Below are 17,232 nucleotides of genomic sequence, written 5' to 3'. Positions count from 1 at the left end.
TATGCAAATAAATGCCACGCACTTCAATAAACATGGCCATAATAAGACGGCACCAATTGAGTGAGGATTGAAGATGTGACTCCCACAGCCCAACTTACCAAACGCTATATCCGAGACACAGCCGCACAGCATATGGTCACTGGCATTCCTCGCGCCCACCCGAACACCCCGGTGAAGGACGTCATTGCCACCCTTCAAGGCGAACATTTTGAGTGTGCCGACACTGTGTTCGTGACGGACGCGCACGGGGGACTGGAAGGCATCGTCCGCATCAACGACCTGCTGGCCGCTGGAAATGGCGGCGGAGGGACCCCCGCCATCGGGGAAATCATGGAACCGGAACATGAAGCGGTACGCCCAGAAGATGACCAGGAACAGATCGCCGTTCTGGCCATGCAGTTGAACATGATTGCGGTGCCGGTGGTGGATGCCCAAGGGGTATTGATTGGCGCCGTACCGCCAGAAGCCTTATTCAAAATTCTGCGCCACGAACACATGGAAGATTTGCAGCGCGTTGCCGGGATTATGACCCACGACGATGGTCCGGCTGTGGCCATTGATGCGTCGTTGTTGGACCGCGCAAAACGTCGCCTGCCCTGGCTAATATTTGGCCTGCTGGCCTCATCGGTCATCACGCTGTTGATGAGTGGGTTTGAACACACCTTGGAAGCCAATGTGGCGGTGGCCTTCTTCATTCCATCGTTGGTGTACATCGCAGGTGCGATCGGCACCCAGGCCGTATCCGTTGCGGTGCGGGGTCTGGCGACAGAAGGTCTTCCCATCGGACGCCTGCTGCGGGAAGAATTGGTGATCGGCATCACCATTGGCGCAGCTCTGGGCTGCATCGCTTATGTGGGGGTGATGTTAAGTTTCGACAATGCCCCGCTGGCCCTGGCCGTTGGTCTCTCTGTTCTCGGCGGTGGGGCTTTATCTGCCGTTGTCGGATTTGGCTTGCCTTGGGTGTTTCAGAAGTTCGGCACTGACCCGGCCCTAGGCAGTGGGCCCATGTGCACCATTATTCAAGACGTTGGCAGTTTGACCGTTTACTTCCTCTTGGTTACCGCCTTGGTGATATGAGTGTTGCGCAACGCTGCGGCTGAAGGCTTAGCCGTGTGGTCATGGCGCTGACATGGCGCTGTCATGGCGCTGACTCTTTCAATTGATAGAGTAGTGCTGCTTAAGCATGAACCAGCCCGTCCCCAAGAAGGCCAAGCGTAAAGCCAGCTACAGCTGCCAGAGAGGGCGCCCAATGGTGTTTCAGTCTCGCTTGAGGCGCGATATCTTGAAACGTGAGATACAAAATACCGCCCGCCGCAAACAGCATGATGGCCCCAAGCACCTGCGGAGACGCACGCAGAAATTCATAGCCAAGCCACGCGCTGAGTGGACCCAGCACCACGACACCCCATAACGCCAACAGAATCACGCGGGGTTTATGTTTGGCACCGGCCACCAGTTCACGATAGGCGTTAAAGCCCTCGGGAAAATTCTGCAACGCGATCAGTCCAGCAAGCAGCAAGGCTGTTGCGTTTTGCGTTGCGAGCATCGCGCCAAGCGCCATCGATTCGGGCACAAAATCAAGCAGCATCGCCATCAGTTGCGCCCCAGCTCCGCCCTGTGACTGGATGGCCCGGTCGACCACAAAGAAGACCACTCCTCCAGCAACAAACATCGCGACACCAAGCGAGAGGGAGACATTGGCCATGCCTTCCGGCACCAGCACCAGCGCAATGGCGGCAAAGAGAACGCCGCCGCCAAACGCGATAACGCTATGACGCAGTTCCTGCTCAAGCCACTTCGACCGGATGTTTTCAAAGCACGCGCACAGCCCGCCAAGGGGAATCGTTATCCCGGCAAGCGTCGCGTAGAGCAAAGCTGTTTGCAGTGTACTCACGTTTTGTTTGCATCTCGCTTCTTGGCTTGGGCGTCCCAGGCATCGGGAGCTTTTGCACCAAACGCCTGGGGATTTATTTGCCGGGTGACGATCGGCAACGTAGAACCATCGGGTTCAAAAAAATGACCGGCGGTTTCCAGTGTTAAAGCGTCGATAATTTTTTTCAAATACCCGGCGCTTTCTTCCGCTTCAAACACACCCATGCCTTCGGTAGATTTGGATTTTACAAATCCCGGATGACCACAGGCCACCGCAATACCGCGCGGGGCAAGCAACAAAGAGAGTTGCATCACGACCTGATTTAATGCCGACTTTGAGGAGCGGAACAAAATCATTCCAGCGGGCGGCTTCGCACCGATGCGGCTGGAGACGAAATACATTTTTTTATGAGTGCCAGCTTCGAGGTGACTGACAAAAGCCTCAGCCAGTTTCATTTGGCCCATGCAGTTGACGCGAAACGCTTCGGCCCAGGCGTCGTAATCCGTATCACCGACCGTGCTCATGGGATTGTTGGTTTTGGCCGCGTTGCCCAGCAGCACATCGATGGGAACGCCGTTTAACTCCTCTGCCAGGTCATCCACTGTGGCAAAGTCAGCCAGATCCAGACGATGAATTGAAAGCTGGCCACCATAGCCTGCGCCCAGGGTTTTGAGATCGGCCGCGCCATCAGGATCGCGCACAGCCGCCCGCACACGCCATCCGGCATCGAGGTAAACTCTGGCAAAACCGAGCCCCAGACCACGGTTCGCACCTGTCAGTAATATCGTGGGCGACATCAGCTGTCCTCCGCTTCGATGATGCCCGCCGCTTTCAGCCGCGCCAGGACATCTTGCTGCACGCCAGCCATGTGACCCCGTGCAGGCGCACGGTCAGCCAGGCTGTTCTTCGGCCAGATATCTTGCGCATAGGTATCGCGATACAAGTCCATGCGCTGACGGGTCAGGAAGTTGTTAATCTCCGGACGATTGCGATAGCGGCGCAAGGCGGAGATGTTGATGTCGGCCAGAGCCGTCATACTTTCGCCCTGGCCGGCTTCCGCCAAAACACGGCCTTGAAAATCAATCACCCGGGAGCCGCCATCGCAGGTGTGCTCGCCCATGGGGAACGGCTTGTGAGTGGAGAGGTTGGCCGAAATCACATACATCAGGTTTTCAATGGCGCGCGCCTGCTTCATGACGTTCTTCGGATTATGCGCGAGGTTCAACGGGTCGGCGCAGGGATGACACAGCACCTCCGCCCCCCGCAGGGCAAAGGTGCGGATCAGTTCCGGATACTGCATCTCCTCTGAGGCCACCGCGCACAAATTACCGATCGGGGTTTTGGCCACCGGGAACACGCCGTCCAATCCATAGAGCTCAAGATAACGATCCCAATAGTCGTGGGGCGTGGGCGTGTAGATGGAATTCAAACGGCGGTAGCGCAGTACAACGTTGCCCGTGTCATCAAAAATGACGCAAGCTTGAAAATATGTATCTGGAAAATTGTCATCCTGCTCATAGGCATTGGTGACCAGATAGACGCCATTATCTTGGGCGATCTTGGCCAGGGCATCGTATTCTGGCCCATCGGGATGAAACGCTGCCCAATCGCGCCACTGGGCGGGCGACGTGCCCATAGAGAAATTGGTGAACACATATTCGGGCAGGACCACCAGCTTCATGTCTTCGCCGCCCATGACTTTCGTGCCGGGCACCAGGGCCGCAGCGCGGGCGATGGCATCCATGATCATGGCGCGGGCCGAGGCTTGATCTGCTGCGCCGTTAATGGGGTAGCAGGCGAATTGAAGTGCACAAGCGCGATACGCAATCATCATGGGTCCCTTCCCCAATTCGACCTTAAGCGGCTTTAGATCTCACCGCAGGTGAGTCCGTTGGGCCGGCTTCTAGCCGTCTGATTTTAAAGCCGGTCGCGGCATAGATCATTGAAATCACCGGACTGGCCAAATTGAAAATACAAAACGGCAAGTAGGCCAACGTCGGCACGCCAAGGGTTCCGGCCATGAAAGCGCCGCAGGTGTTCCACGGCACCAGGGCGGACGTGACCGTGCCGGAGTCTTCCACGGCGCGCGACAGATTGACCGGATCAAGGCCGCGCTTTTTGAATTCGTCGGCGTACATGCGGCTGGTCAGCACGATGGACAGGTATTGATCAGACGCCAGGGCATTGGTGGCTAAAGCGGTCATGCCCGCCCCGGCGATGAGCGAACCGTCTTTTTTGAACATCAACAACAACGAGACAAGAATACGTTGCAGCATGCCCGTGCGTTCCATCATGCCACTGAAGAACATGGCGCTGAGAATGAGCCAGATGGTTGTCAGCATGCTGCCCATGCCGCCGCCGGACAGCAGATCGTTCAAAACTGGGTCGGCACTTGAAGCCGCAAAGCCGTTGGCGGCTGCCAACCAGTAGGTATTGATCAGCGCGAGCGCTGCACTGCCCTCTTCAGACAGGGCAGCGGGCTCTTGCACGATACTGCCGAGCAGCGCGCCGATGAGGGTGGAGAGAAAGATAGCCACAAACGCCGGCACGCGTTTAACTCCCATAACGAACATGACGAGCAACGGCACAAACAACACCGCGTTGACCGAGAACGTAGCCGCGATGCTCTCGCGCAGTTCCGCGATTTGGGATTCTGGCGTGACATCGCCCATCATCAGGGTCGCCACCGAGAAAAACAGAACCGCAATCAAAAACGCCGGTACGGTCGTCCACAACAGAAAGCTGATGTGGGTAAACAGGTCGGTGCCCGACAACCCGGAGGCCAGATTGGTGGTGTCTGACAGAGGCGAAAGTTTATCGCCAAAGTAGGCCCCCGAGATGATGGCCCCGGCCGTCATTTCAACAGAAAGCCCCATGGCACTGGCAATACTGATCAGCGCAATGCCAATGGTGCCTGCGGTGGTCCACGAACTGCCGATGGCGACGGACACCACAGCACAGACCACCAAGGCCGCCACATAAAAGATAGACGGATTGAGCACCATAGAGCCATAGTAAATGATGGTCGGAATAACCCCGGCCGACATCCATACGCCGATGAGCGCACCGATCGAGAGCAGGATCAGGATGGCCACAGAAGAGCGGCTGATGGATTTCACCACCGCGTCTTCCAGGACTTTCCAGCTCAGACCTTTGCGCATACCGATAGCGGCGGCGATCATGCCGCAGGTGATCAGCGCGATTTGGGCCGGACCGCCCGTGGTTTCGTCGCCAAAGGTGGCCACCGCAAAGGCGAGCATGAGAACCAGGAGGAGGATCGGGATTAATGCCTCGACGAGGCTGACCTGCGGCAATGGCTCTTGGTCCGCATGCTTATACGCATTTGATTCACTCACAGAACCTGATCCCCCCTGACGCATCTGCTGCTATAGTACACAGAGCATTCCGAGAGCGCGAGTAGCCGCGACGGCTTTGGAGTCAAGGGCGTTAAACCGCGAGCTGGCCGCTGATGGTGGTGCCCAGTTCAGTGAGCGGCGCGACATAGCGCGATTTCAATTCCGCATAACTGACAGCGGAGGGGATAAAGCGCATGGTGAGCGCGCCAATAAAACTGTCTCCCCGGATCACCGGCACAGCGCAGGCTTTTTCCAGACTTCCCGCCCGATGATGGATGCAATAGCCATCAAGGCGGGTTTCTTCAATGCGGCGTTTGACCCGGTTGACATCCAAAGTGCCTTGCTCGGCTTCCAACAGCCGCAAATAGGTCTCGCGTCCCTGATCCGTGCTATAGGCGAGAAACACCATACCGCTGGCCGTATCAAACACCGGAATGCGGAACCCCAAATTATAGCGTTGCAACGCAAGCGGGCTGGTATGATCCGTGTTGTAGCGCACCACCATATCCAAACCCGAGGGCGTGGTCAGGACCAGCGGCCAGGTCAGGTCATCCGCCGCCGCATTGATGGCTTGGATGGCAGAGTCGGTGAGCGCACTCCACCGGTCATAGCCATGGGACAGACGCGTGACCTGCTCTGTGACTTCATAGGTTTTAGAGCCGTCGTGCCGGCGGATCATGCCGACTTCGATCAACGTTTCAATCAGACGCACCACAGTTGCGCGCGGCAACTCGACACGGCGCGCGACTTCAGACGCACGCATGGGGCCATGGCCACTGATTTCGGTCAGCACCTTCAAACCACGCACGAGGGACCTGTTGGTCCGAATACCGGATTCCGTTTTAGCCATGTGCGACTGCACTCATTGTTACAACTCCCCGCCTCGTCAGACGCAGCGTCTGGTGATGTTGTTTTTCTTTTAGCATAGCGGAAGTAATCGTTGGCGTCTGCGATAATTGGTATCTGCAATACTTAACCGTGATTTTCCAGCGGCTTTAGAAATAACCTCACCTAAAATTTGAATGAGATGACACTTGCCTGAAACGCTGCTTGAGTGAGATGCCACTTGAGTGAGATAACACGGGCCATGCGTACTGCCTTGCTACAATCTTATCGCACCACGGCACAACCGGACTGGGTTGTCAGCTGCATGGCGAGCGTCCATGCCTTGGCAACCCAAAACCATTGGGCCTATCAATTCCGGGGGGACGACATCTTTGATCTGGTTCCCCAGGGACTTCTGGACAAATTCGCCACGCAAAAGCCGTTGCTATGCGACATTGCCCGTTTGGCCTGGGCCAAAGAAGTATTTACGCATCAACCCGACATTGACCGTGTGATTTGGCTGGATGCTGACGTTTATGTGTTTGAACCGAAAAGACTGAACATCAACCCCGCCGACAACTTTGCCCTCGGGCGGCAGATTTGGATACAACCGCACAGCAATGGACGCCTGAAAAGTTTCCGGCAAGTGCATAATGCGGTGCTTGCGTTTAACCGGCACTCTTCGGTTCTGGATTTTCTATTGGAGTCCGTTTTAACGCTCGCCAACCGCCACAAAGGCCCGGCATCGCCTCAACTGCTGGGGCCAAAACTGCTCACGGCATTACATAATATTTTGGGGTTTGACGTGATCGAGTCCATCGGCATGGCCAGTCCGCTGGTTTTGCGTGACCTGGCCAACGGCGGGGGTCAAGCCTTGGAGCAACTGACCGCTGACAGTGCAACCGCCTTGGGTGCCCTGAACCTCTGCACGTCTTACCAGGGGCAAACCGTGGACGGTGTGAATTGCACGGCTGAGCTGTTTGAAAACGCCATAACAGCCTTGAAGAACGGCGCGATGAAGGCCCGTCGATAACCCCCAGCCCCTCAAACATCATGCCAAAGCTCAATAAAAGCTTTTTACGACCGATTTACCGCGCCCTAACGGAAACGCCAGTCAACTGCAAAGCGTTACTTAATATATGCGAGGCACATGTGAACGCAGAAACACACTTATTACGTGTGTAATAAAAATTAACTTCAATTTATAAGAATGTATTGCCCGTATCCTGTAGGTTAAGGGCCGTGTGGTTTTTCTGCACGCAGAATGTGGTTTTTCTACACGCAGAATGTGGTTTTTCTGCACGCAGAAGATGATCTTAAAGGTTCAAGACATGAAATTTCAGTCAGTGATGCAATGGTTCCGAATTCTGAAAACTGCTCGGGATCATGCTGTGCGGGACGACGCCGGGCAGGCAGCGCTGGTTATCATCACGGTTGTGATTATTGCAGCGGGTGTGGCCATCAGCCAGACGCAATTGATGAATTCGCGGCGCGGCCTAGAAGTGACGCAGGCGCAACGTGCCAATTTTAAACTGATTAAAGATGCCATTGAAGTCTCCGCCATTCAGGATGCCAACTTCCTGCTGCCATGTCCGTCAGATCCAACGATCCCTGGTAGTCTCGGCACATCTGTTGGGAATAATGGCACCATCTGCAACCTGAACCGGGGCATCGTCCCATGGACGACTCTTGGTTTGCCGCGATCAAGCGCCATTGATCCCCAGGGCAACTACATCACCTACATCGTCGACAATACAAATATCAGCGTCTGCAACGGAGAGAACGCGCGGGTTGGCACATTAAACGAAGCCGAGGACGGCACAGACTATACCTTCGCGCTGATCAGTCATGGTGAGAATGGGTTCGGTGCCTATAACAGCAACAGTGGCAACCAAACGCAAGTGCCAACGTCGGCCTTTGAATTGGACAACTGCCCCAATCCATCCGGGGCAGGATGCGACCCCGGCACCAACAACGAATTTCGCGCGGGGCCGTTCGACGAGACGGATGGCACCAGCGAATTCGACGATATTGTGCGCGCGGTTCAAGCCTCTGAGACTTTCACCGTTGAATGCCCGGTGATTAATGAACAAGATATAAATGAGCCCCCAGGTGCCCAAGTGGGCTTCAGTCGTGCGGAAACCGCTCGCGTATTCACGCGCTCAGCAAACAATGCGACACAGAGCAGCAACAGTTTTGACAGCACCCGATACGATGCCGATGGCGATAGTGAAAATGGCTCGGAAAAGGAAGTGCTGCGTATCAACAGCAATGACACGTTCGATACGCGCGCGTGCAGCTATACGGAACCAACATACCCGCTTCAGGGGTACACCATTCGCCAATATGCGGAAGTATTCTTTGAATCGACGAGTGCAGCCACACGTGGCAGTGGCCTAGTGCTAGGATACTTCGCCCATAAAACCGATGGAGGCGCGCCAACGGATGTTACCCGTGCCAATCCAGGCACTGGTTTTAATGTTCAGCCCCCTTGCGGTGGCACGAACCAATTTCTTGGCTTTGGTGATGAGCAGGACGCTCTTACCAGCGCGGACAGTGACACAGGCGACTACACAGAGCTGGCACAGCCGAACGATGTCTTTAGATTTGGCCTTGAGATCGACACAAGTCCTGTCTTTGCAGACACCGGTGAAGCAGAGCAGATATTCGATCTGGATAGCAATAACCATATCGCTATCATTTTGGGGAATAATAACCATGCGGGCGATGAAGGTGAGGTGACTAACCCGCCCCTAGACCCAGTGGGACCACCCGTTGTTGCTGGTGGTTCTGCGGATGCCAATTTTAACGGCCCGGTCTGTCGCGATGACATGGATGGCCTGACCATTACTGGCGACCCTGGTGACAGCTTTGGAATTGACGCAGTTGTAAATGGCGGTACCCGGCAAGTAACTGCGGCCATCGCCGCAGATCCAGATCAACCTGAGGCATGCTACCAAGACGCATCAACAACATGGTTGGAGGACGGTGACCCCATTGATCAAGGCTCGGGCTTCAATTCCCGTTTTCAAAAGGTCCGCACCGAACTGCACTGGTATGATGGTAATGGATGCGACGACCCTGCGACTGAAGTGCGGTTTGATGCCTGGGTGTGGAACACAGGCAATGCGACCACACCGGAGGCTTGCAGCACAGACCCATCCGATTGCGATGACCTGACCAGTGATTACGATGACGGCTCAGACGCCGCACGGCGGCCTCACGTTTCAGCGTGCATACAAATCGCAGATGTTACCGCTATGGAAGCGCTCCGCTTTGGGTTTACCTCTGGCATGCCTGCGGCTCCCACGGGTGCTGATCGCGGCGGCGAAGTGACCATCCAACGCTTTGGACTCAACTTTGAGCGAACGGACACCATTGTCGGCTCGAAAACGCCAGCCTCAGACACAGCTCAGACACGGGATTTTACAGAAGAAGACATTCGGACGGATCTGGGCGGGGCTGCTACTGGAAATCTAACTCTTGACCAAGCCTTTGCCGCGATCCCAGAAACGACTGAAATAGGGGAAATGGATAACGCGCGTATTTTCATGGAACGCGGAAAATTCCACCTCGACCTCGACGACTTCATCGGCAACCAAGGCGTGAGTGATAACAACCTGATTTCCAACATTGATGTGGGCCAAAACCCCTTTCAGGCAGAAACCACCTTTTATCCTCTGGATGCTCGGGAAAAACTGACAGTCGAATTCGACAATCAATACCGGAGATTCACCGTGAATCTGCGCGACTTTGGGGCCACGGATAACACTGGAACAGATCCATATACAGGCGGATTACTCGAGCAGGTGGTCCTGCGGGCCTACAACACCAATCTGGCGGAAGACGAGCAACTGGTGGCTACAGAAACGTACCGGGCCTGCGACCTCAATGCGGTTCACAATAACAATAATAGCTCCATGGTTATCTCCACAGACTTTGGATTAACCGGCGCTGAATATTTTGACCGCGTTCAGATTATACCTGAACCGATTGACTCAAGCGATATCCAGGGGCTTTCTGGATTTTATGTGGGAGCCTTCAAGGCTTGCGGGGCTGACGTGAACTGTGCCTTTGACCGAACCCTTGTGACAGACAATAGCAATGGTGACACAGAATTCCGTTGTGTTTCATTTACGCCGATTGCCGTCGCAAGTGTTGGCTCAGGCGATACTGGGGAGATAACGGCAGATGCCGTTAATACAGCACTTGGTTTAGATGCGGGTGACCCGACAGATAGTGAAGATACTGATCGCGCTTGGTTAGACTTTAATTCCTACCCAGATAGCGGTGAAACGTTAGACTTAATGATCAGCGGGGTTGGTGAAATTCAATCAACAGATACAGGTAATGATGAAAATTCCGGTTTCGGCATTACGAATACCGTAAACAACAACGTCAACTTTCCTTCGTATGGACGTAATGCTCTTTTAGATATGGAGCAAAACCCGACGGGAACAGAACCCGTAACAGAAACGCTCATTTTTCACTTTGAAGAAAGCTGGAGCCGCTTAAGAATTGGCTTCAGTAGATTTGGTCAACAGTTAGCCAGTAATCAGAATGGCAACGATGGCTTGGATCAAGCACAAGTACAATTGTGTGATGGTGGGCCTGAAGGCACGTGCGAAACATTTGGACCTATTACGGCTGGGTCTGGCCCCACCTGCACCAATACAGATGGCAGCAACTCAATGCGCGGAGATGCTTTTCTAGAGCCCACGAACCCCTCGTTTGACACAGTTATCGTCACCCCTCTTCTCAATACTGAAACAACAGGTAACCGCAGATCAGACTTTTATGTGCGCGTGCTGAAAGCCTGCGATGCGGTCGGGGCCTGTACGGAGTTAACGTATGGTGACAACGATGGCGACGGCAGATGGTGCGACGTCACGCCATAGATTGGCTTGAGGTCAACACGAAGCAAAAACTATCACTGGCGGCGGCTTGCGTTAGCATTACGTTCACGCGATGCTAACTCATACCTTATTCACGAATATGGACCGTACATGAAATATCTTCACACCATGGTCCGGGTGACCGACCTGGATGCCTCGATTGATTTTTACTGCAACAAATTAGGTCTGAAAGAACTAAGCCGTCGGGACCACGAAGGCGGGCGCTTTACGCTGGTGTTTCTGGCCGCGCCGGGCGACGAAGATGCCGCCGTGGAACTGACCTACAATTGGGACCCGGAAGACTATTCCGGCGGGCGCAACTTCGGGCATCTGGCCTATGCGGTGGATAATATCTACGAAACCTGTCAGCGCTTGATGGACAAAGGCGTGACGATTAATCGCCCACCGCGCGATGGACGCATGGCCTTTGTGCGCTCGCCCGATAACATCTCCATAGAGCTGCTGCAAAGCGGTGATGCCCTGCCGCCGCAAGAACCCTGGGCGTCGATGAAAAACACAGGCGAGTGGTAAACACCCTCATCTGACCATAGCGCTGATGAAAATGAATAGGGTCTAGTGAACCTGCTGGTTTGTCGTCGGCAATTGACCCAATTGGGTTAAAAGGTATTCCAGGTCATCGGTTTCAAAATCAGCGTTGAGATCTTCATACTGGGTCAGCACGCGCTCAATCACGCGGCGGCTATAGCGTTCCGCCGCCCCGGTCCGGCCATCGAACTCGGTTTCATCCGTCACCGCAACAGCCGCTTTAATGGCGGGGCGAATAGCTGCCGGTAAGTCGGCCCGAACACACAGGGTCTCTAAGCCTGAGCCACCTGGATCATGAATCAACAAACGACTGTTGGCCAAAGGCACACCCGCAAGCCGCGCCATAGCATGCTCGAAAAACTTAAGATGTCCCATGCAAATCGCCCGCAGCACCAGCGAGGCTGTCAGCCGCTTATTGAGATCTAATTGTCCGACCAGGGCTTCAACTTCATCGTCTGTGGCCCCAACAGCTAGGCCGACCGTGGCGCGCTCACGGCTCTGCAAAATCAGATCAGCCGCCAGGTCAGGTGAAATTTTGTGGCGTGAAACCAGCGCCCCACGCAAATGGTTGGAAACTTTGGTGACCAAACGCTCGGCGACGGTCACCGGGAGCACGGGACGCGCGATCAGTTTTTCCTGGATGGCTTCAACCGTGCCGAAACGATCTACCACCCGGTGGATACAGGGCTCGGTGAGATGCGCCCCTGGATTACCTACGAGCTTTGTAACGGCAGCCTCCCCCCCTTGCTCGACCAAAGCTTCGGCCACGTCTGCATGAATTGTCGCGCGATCCGCAACCGCGGCAAGCTTCGTTGGATTCTGACTGTTAATAATTTCGATCAGGTCTTCCGTGGTCAACACGTCAGACATTTCAATCATCGGCACGGCCACACTGTCGACATCACGGGCCAGGCTCATGGCAATATCGCGGGGCAGCAAGGGCGTCGATTTCAGATTGATGGAGAGCGCTTCACGCACGCGGACTTCGGCGTCTTTCATCATCAGTCTGAAGATCTCTTGCGCCATCTTTAACTCTGATTGTGACATCAGAGACTTCCCGTAAGACGCCGCAATTTTAGCGGCAGCGTCGGCACGCGCCTCTGGCGACGGATTGGCCGCAAGGTCTTGAACGTCGGATAGTGTGAGGTCGGATTCCGTCACACTGAAACTCCTTTTCATATCTGCAAGCAACCGCGCGATCACGGCGATACAGATTTCAATAAAAACCTACTCTGAGAAGGGCTAAATCGGAGCAAGCGGTGGCAGCAAATCGTGCAGGGGTTGTATAAAACCGTAGCGAGTAGCGTCATTCTACATTATTCCGTGTGAGGAACAATGTGCTAGCGAAATTTGGCAGAAACAAAGGCAATCCCAATTCTCACTTCTTGCGTGCAGGCTAAAACTCACGTGCTGATATGTTAAACTTGTTCAATAAACGCCTAGACTTGGCCGCAGGTTCCCCAAAATGTTGTGTGGTGGGTATCTTAATTGACTAGGAATAGCGCCCGCCCGCCGTTACCTTCAACGAAGCCATCCATTTTCTCCCATAGCCGCCACTGAATCTCCTCATGAATCTAAAAGCTCACATCCGGCAAATTCCCGATTTTCCCAAACCGGGGATTAACTTTTTTGATATTTCAACCCTGATCGGCCACCCCAAAGCCTGGAAGCGGGCTATAGACGATCTTGCAGAGGCACTGCGGGGGTACGACGCAGACTATATTGCCGGGATTGATGCGCGTGGGTTCCTGGTGGCGGCCCCACTGGGCATCGCCCTGGACTGTGGCGTTATGATGATACGCAAAAAAGGGAAATTGCCGGGTGAGACAAAATCACACAGCTATGACCTTGAGTACGGCACGGATGCCATTGAAATACAGCATGATGCTGTGAAGCCCGGCGACACAGTCATCATCGTCGATGATCTGCTTGCCACCGGGGGCACTCTGGCTGCTGCGGTTGCCCTGCTTAAGAATTCTGGCGCAGAGGTTGCCGCCGCAGCCTGCTTAATTGAACTCAGCTTCTTACAGGGCCGCGCCAAAATCAATCTGCCCTGTCATACGCTGGTGACGTATGACAGTGAATAATCATCGCAAACTGCTTTAGAGCCCAGGCCCTTCGGAACCAAACGATTGCGCAGCAGCGTCCGGACGATTGCCTTGGCTGTCCAACGCGTACCCTGCTGCACGCACCGTGCGAATGAGATCCTGAGTGCCTTCCTGGTTTAAGGCTTTGCGCAAGCGCCGGATGTGAACATCAACCGTACGCGGCTCAACATAAATGTCTGGGCCCCACACCGAGTTCAACAGTTCTTCACGGGAATATACGGTACCCGGCCGCTCCATCAGGAATTGCAGAAGGCGGAATTCTGTTGGACCCAAGTGAATGTATTGACCACCGCGCGTCACCCGATGTGCATCAAGGTCGATCACGATATCACTATAGGTCAACTCGCCTTTGGTTTGCGACGGCATCGCCCGGCGCAACAAAGCCCGCACACGCGCCAACAGCTCAGGCATAGAGAACGGTTTGGTCATATAATCATCAGCGCCAACATTCAGCCCACGCACTTTGTCGGTTTCTTCACCGCGGGCGGTAAGCATGATGATTGGAACAGATTTGGTGTGTGTACGACGCCGGAACTGGCGGCACACTTCAATGCCTGACATCCGGGGCAACATCCAGTCGAGAATAATCGCATCCGGTGGCGTTTCTTCAGCGACAATCATCGCTTCTTCGCCATCTGTGGCCTCTGAAACGTCGAAACCTTCTTTTTCAAGGTTGTACCGTAGCATCGTAACCAGAGAGGCTTCGTCTTCAACGATAAGGACTCTGGGTTTCATATCTTAGTTCTCCAATGCAGCTGCGAAATCGGGGTCTTGCTGAGTCAGACCGCTGAGGATGGGATCTTGTTTAGGCCGGCCCGCCTGCATAGGCTTACCGGCAACGAGGAACTGTATTGTCTCAGCAATGCTTGTGGCGTGATCGCCTATACGTTCCATATTCTTAATCATGAACAATAAATGCGTGCAGGCTGGCACGGTTTCAGAATCTTCCAGCATTAAGGTGAGGAGTTCCTGGAAGACACTGGTGTGCAGATCGTCAACGGTGCGGTCATTGTTGGCGACCGCTTCCGCCTTCTCGACATTGTGTTCGATATAAGCGTCGAGAACGTCTTGCACGTTTTGTCGCACCAGCTTGCCCATCTCGATGACACCGGCAACGGGACGCACCGGGGGAAACTGATTCACAATCTGAGAGCGCTTGGCCACGTTTGCGGCATAGTCGCCAATACGTTCGATGTTGGATGAGATCTTCAAAGCGCCAACAACGTGGCGCAAATCAGACGCCATTGGCTGACGCAAGGCCAGGACTCTGACCGTAAACGCGTTGATATCGGTTTCCATGTCATCCAGAGCCGTATCGGCGTCGATGATCTTCGCCGCCAATTCAGAATCACGCGACTCAACCGCAATAATACAAGAGGACAATTGCGCCTCGGCGACACCACCCATGATGGCAATACGCTTTGACAGCGTTTGCAGCTCTTCGCTGAACGACTTGACGATATGACGGTCGTCTTTTTGCGCGATCATCTCTTCAAGACCTACCCGAAGCGCCCTGTGATGTAACCCTGAGTCAGCTCGTGATCAGGATTGGTAAAGACCGTTTCCGTGTCTGCACATTCGATCAAATGCCCCAAGTGGAAGAACGCCGTACGTTGTGATACGCGCGCCGCTTGCTGCATAGAGTGAGTCACGATGATGATCGTGTAATTCTCGCGCAGTTCATCAATCAGCTCCTCAATCCTCGCCGTCGCGATTGGATCAAGCGCCGAGCAGGGCTCATCCATCAAAATGACTTCAGGATTGATCGCGATCGCGCGGGCAATGCACAACCGTTGCTGCTGACCACCGGATAAACTGGTACCCGGGGCTTCTAAGCGATCTTTGACTTCTTTCAAAAGACCGGCTTTTTCCAGGCTTGAGTTGACAATTTCTTCAAGCTCATCGGCATGCGAGACCAAGCCGTGAATGCGGGGTCCGTAGGCCACATTCTCATAGATCGACTTTGGAAACGGGTTTGGCTTTTGGAACACCATGCCGATGCGCGCCCGAATCTGAACGGGATCGACGGAGAGATCGTAGATATCTTGATCATCAAGAGTGATCTTGCCATCCATACGGCAGCTTTCGATGGTATCGTTCATGCGGTTAAAACAGCGCAGGAATGTAGATTTACCGCACCCAGACGGACCAATGAACGCCGTGACCTGACGGTCAACAATATCGAGGCTGACGTCGATCAACGCCTGCTTCTCGCCGTAAAACACAGAGACATTGTTAGCGGCCAGCTTAATCTGGGCCGCTGGCATCCGCGGCTGACCCGCCGTCTTTTCAAAGATAACTGCTTCTTGATCCATCTTTACCAACGCTGTTCAAATTTGCTTCTAAGCCAGACGGCCAGCCCGTTCATCACAATCAAGAAGGCGAGCAACACCATGACGGCCGCTGAGGTTCGTTCAACAAAAGCCCGCTCAGGGGCATCCGCCCAGAGGAAAATCTGGACCGGCAGAGCCGTTGCCGGGTCCATGGGGCCTTGCGGGATATCGACGATAAACGCGACCATGCCAATCATCAGCAACGGCGCTGATTCTCCGAGCGCACGGGCCATACCAATGATGGTGCCGGTCATCATGCCCGGCATCGCCAAAGGCAGAACATGATGCACAATGACTTGAAGCTTTGAAGCGCCAAGGCCCAGTGCCGCCTCACGAATAGACGGTGGAACCGACATCAAAGAGGCGCGGCTGGCAATAATCACCGTGGGCAATGTCATGAGCGAAAGCACTAAACCGCCAACCAAAGGCGCTGACCGGGGCAACCCAAAGAAATTGAGAAACATCGCCAAGCCAAGCAATCCAAACACGATGGACGGCACCGCAGCCAGGTTGTTGATGTTGACCTCAATAATATCGGTCAGTTTATTTTTTGGCGCGTACTCTTCAAGATACACAGCAGACGCAACGCCAATGGGAAAGGACAGCAGCAGCGTAATGGCCAGCGCATAAAAAGAACCAACCACAGCGCCCCAGATACCCGCAAGCTCAGGCTCCCGGCTGTCACCCTGCGTGAAGAGCGCCGTATTAAATCTGGTTTCAATGCGGCCCTGGCTGTCCAAGGCATCAAACCAGACGATTTGTTTGTCTGAAACCCGCCGGTCTGCTTCAGGCACATCACGGGATATGTTGCCTTTAGAAAGCTGATCAATATCCGCTGAGACTGGGAAGGACACCGTGATTTCAGATCCGATCAGGCTTGGGTTTGCCATGACGATCTCGCGCACTTCAAACGGCGCACCAGAACTGAACAAGCGATAGAGTTCGCGCTGATCACGCCGTCCAGAAACATCGGGGAAAATATCCCTCAGCGACTGCCGCACCAAAGCCTGGTAGTTGGCCGTGGAGAGCACTTCAGGGTCACGCGTTCCAGCCGGGTCAATGGTTTCCGCATCGAGTTGCACGTCAATGGTGACGAAGGTTTGCACGAATGCAGGCAACGCGCGGCCACCGATGGTGACAAAGAGCAAACCCAACATACCGATCGCTATTGTTACCGCGATCAAACCATACAGCTTGAACAGCCGCTCAGAGCGATAACGTTTCTTCAAACCCGCGTTAACCAATTCTGTGGTGGGGTGACGAGTCGTGCTGGAGTGTGGTTCGTTCATAACACCA

The 17,232-nt window shown here is 54.4% G+C and carries 15 protein-coding genes; 5 read left to right on the top strand and 10 right to left on the bottom strand.

From position 1 onward, the window contains the following. The first annotated feature begins 75 nt into the window (after positions 1-75). Positions 76-1,077, top strand: a complete 1,002-nt coding sequence (locus RIC29_18190) for a magnesium transporter (GenBank protein MEQ8736859.1) — start codon at positions 76-78, stop codon at positions 1,075-1,077. A 100-nt stretch (positions 1,078-1,177) separates the two neighbouring features. Here the strand turns inward: RIC29_18190 and RIC29_18185 are convergent, their stop codons facing one another. The 5 genes from RIC29_18185 to RIC29_18165 all read right to left on the bottom strand — a co-directional run bounded on the left by RIC29_18185 (position 1,178) and on the right by RIC29_18165 (position 6,079). After that, positions 1,178-1,894, bottom strand: coding sequence for a hypothetical protein (locus RIC29_18185; GenBank protein ID MEQ8736858.1), 717 nt, complete (start codon positions 1,892-1,894; stop codon positions 1,178-1,180). Continuing rightward, positions 1,891-2,670, bottom strand: a complete 780-nt coding sequence (locus RIC29_18180; protein MEQ8736857.1) for an SDR family NAD(P)-dependent oxidoreductase — start codon at positions 2,668-2,670, stop codon at positions 1,891-1,893. The genes RIC29_18185 and RIC29_18180 overlap by 4 nt, the downstream gene beginning before the upstream one ends. Next, complete coding sequence (locus RIC29_18175; GenBank protein ID MEQ8736856.1) at positions 2,670-3,707, bottom strand: nitrilase-related carbon-nitrogen hydrolase; 1,038 nt, start codon at positions 3,705-3,707, stop codon at positions 2,670-2,672. Before RIC29_18175 ends, RIC29_18180 begins: the two co-directional genes overlap by 1 nt. 22 nt (positions 3,708-3,729) lie before the next feature. After that, positions 3,730-5,229, bottom strand: coding sequence for a Na+/H+ antiporter NhaC (nhaC, locus tag RIC29_18170; protein ID MEQ8736855.1), 1,500 nt, complete (start codon positions 5,227-5,229; stop codon positions 3,730-3,732). Positions 5,230-5,320: 91 nt separating this feature from the next. Then, complete coding sequence (locus RIC29_18165) at positions 5,321-6,079, bottom strand: helix-turn-helix domain-containing protein (GenBank protein MEQ8736854.1); 759 nt, start codon at positions 6,077-6,079, stop codon at positions 5,321-5,323. Positions 6,080-6,295: 216 nt separating this feature from the next. Between RIC29_18165 and RIC29_18160 the strand changes: the two genes are divergently transcribed. The 3 genes from RIC29_18160 to RIC29_18150 all read left to right on the top strand — a co-directional run bounded on the left by RIC29_18160 (position 6,296) and on the right by RIC29_18150 (position 11,480). Next, positions 6,296-7,087, top strand: a complete 792-nt coding sequence (locus RIC29_18160) for a hypothetical protein (GenBank protein ID MEQ8736853.1) — start codon at positions 6,296-6,298, stop codon at positions 7,085-7,087. Positions 7,088-7,385: 298 nt separating this feature from the next. Beyond that, on the top strand, positions 7,386-10,952 hold the full coding sequence (locus RIC29_18155; GenBank protein MEQ8736852.1) for a hypothetical protein: 3,567 nt from the start codon (positions 7,386-7,388) through the stop codon (positions 10,950-10,952). 108 nt (positions 10,953-11,060) lie between these two features. Further along, positions 11,061-11,480 carry a VOC family protein gene (locus tag RIC29_18150; GenBank protein MEQ8736851.1) on the top strand — a complete coding sequence of 140 codons (420 nt, stop codon included), beginning with the start codon at positions 11,061-11,063 and terminating at the stop codon, positions 11,478-11,480. A gap of 42 nt (positions 11,481-11,522) precedes the next feature. Here the strand turns inward: RIC29_18150 and RIC29_18145 are convergent, their stop codons facing one another. Beyond that, the gene (locus RIC29_18145; protein ID MEQ8736850.1) at positions 11,523-12,656 is read right to left on the bottom strand and encodes a DUF2336 domain-containing protein; all 1,134 of its coding nucleotides are present in this window, start codon (positions 12,654-12,656) and stop codon (positions 11,523-11,525) included. Positions 12,657-13,063: 407 nt separating this feature from the next. Between RIC29_18145 and RIC29_18140 the strand changes: the two genes are divergently transcribed. Next, a complete protein-coding gene (locus RIC29_18140; GenBank protein MEQ8736849.1) occupies positions 13,064-13,582 on the top strand; it encodes an adenine phosphoribosyltransferase in 519 nt (172 codons plus the stop codon). Between the two features lie 15 nt (positions 13,583-13,597). Here RIC29_18140 and phoB read toward each other — a convergent pair whose 3' ends face one another. From phoB to pstA, 4 genes are read right to left on the bottom strand one after another with little or no spacing between them, the layout of a single operon-like run. Further along, positions 13,598-14,338: a phosphate regulon transcriptional regulator PhoB gene (gene phoB, locus RIC29_18135; GenBank protein MEQ8736848.1), complete on the bottom strand. Its 741-nt coding sequence runs from the start codon at positions 14,336-14,338 to the stop codon at positions 13,598-13,600. Between the two features lie 3 nt (positions 14,339-14,341). After that, complete coding sequence (gene phoU / locus RIC29_18130; GenBank protein ID MEQ8736847.1) at positions 14,342-15,091, bottom strand: phosphate signaling complex protein PhoU; 750 nt, start codon at positions 15,089-15,091, stop codon at positions 14,342-14,344. 11 nt (positions 15,092-15,102) lie between these two features. Beyond that, complete coding sequence (pstB, locus tag RIC29_18125) at positions 15,103-15,918, bottom strand: phosphate ABC transporter ATP-binding protein PstB (protein ID MEQ8736846.1); 816 nt, start codon at positions 15,916-15,918, stop codon at positions 15,103-15,105. Positions 15,919-15,920: 2 nt separating this feature from the next. Next, complete coding sequence (gene pstA, locus RIC29_18120) at positions 15,921-17,225, bottom strand: phosphate ABC transporter permease PstA (GenBank protein ID MEQ8736845.1); 1,305 nt, start codon at positions 17,223-17,225, stop codon at positions 15,921-15,923. Positions 17,226-17,232: the final 7 nt, after the last annotated feature.

The sequence above is a fragment of the Rhodospirillaceae bacterium genome (assembly GCA_040219235.1).
GTDB lineage: Bacteria > Pseudomonadota > Alphaproteobacteria > Rhodospirillales > Rhodospirillaceae > WLXB01.
The sequence above is the reverse complement of the archived record's forward strand: the minus strand, read 5'-3'. Positions and strand labels throughout refer to the sequence as shown.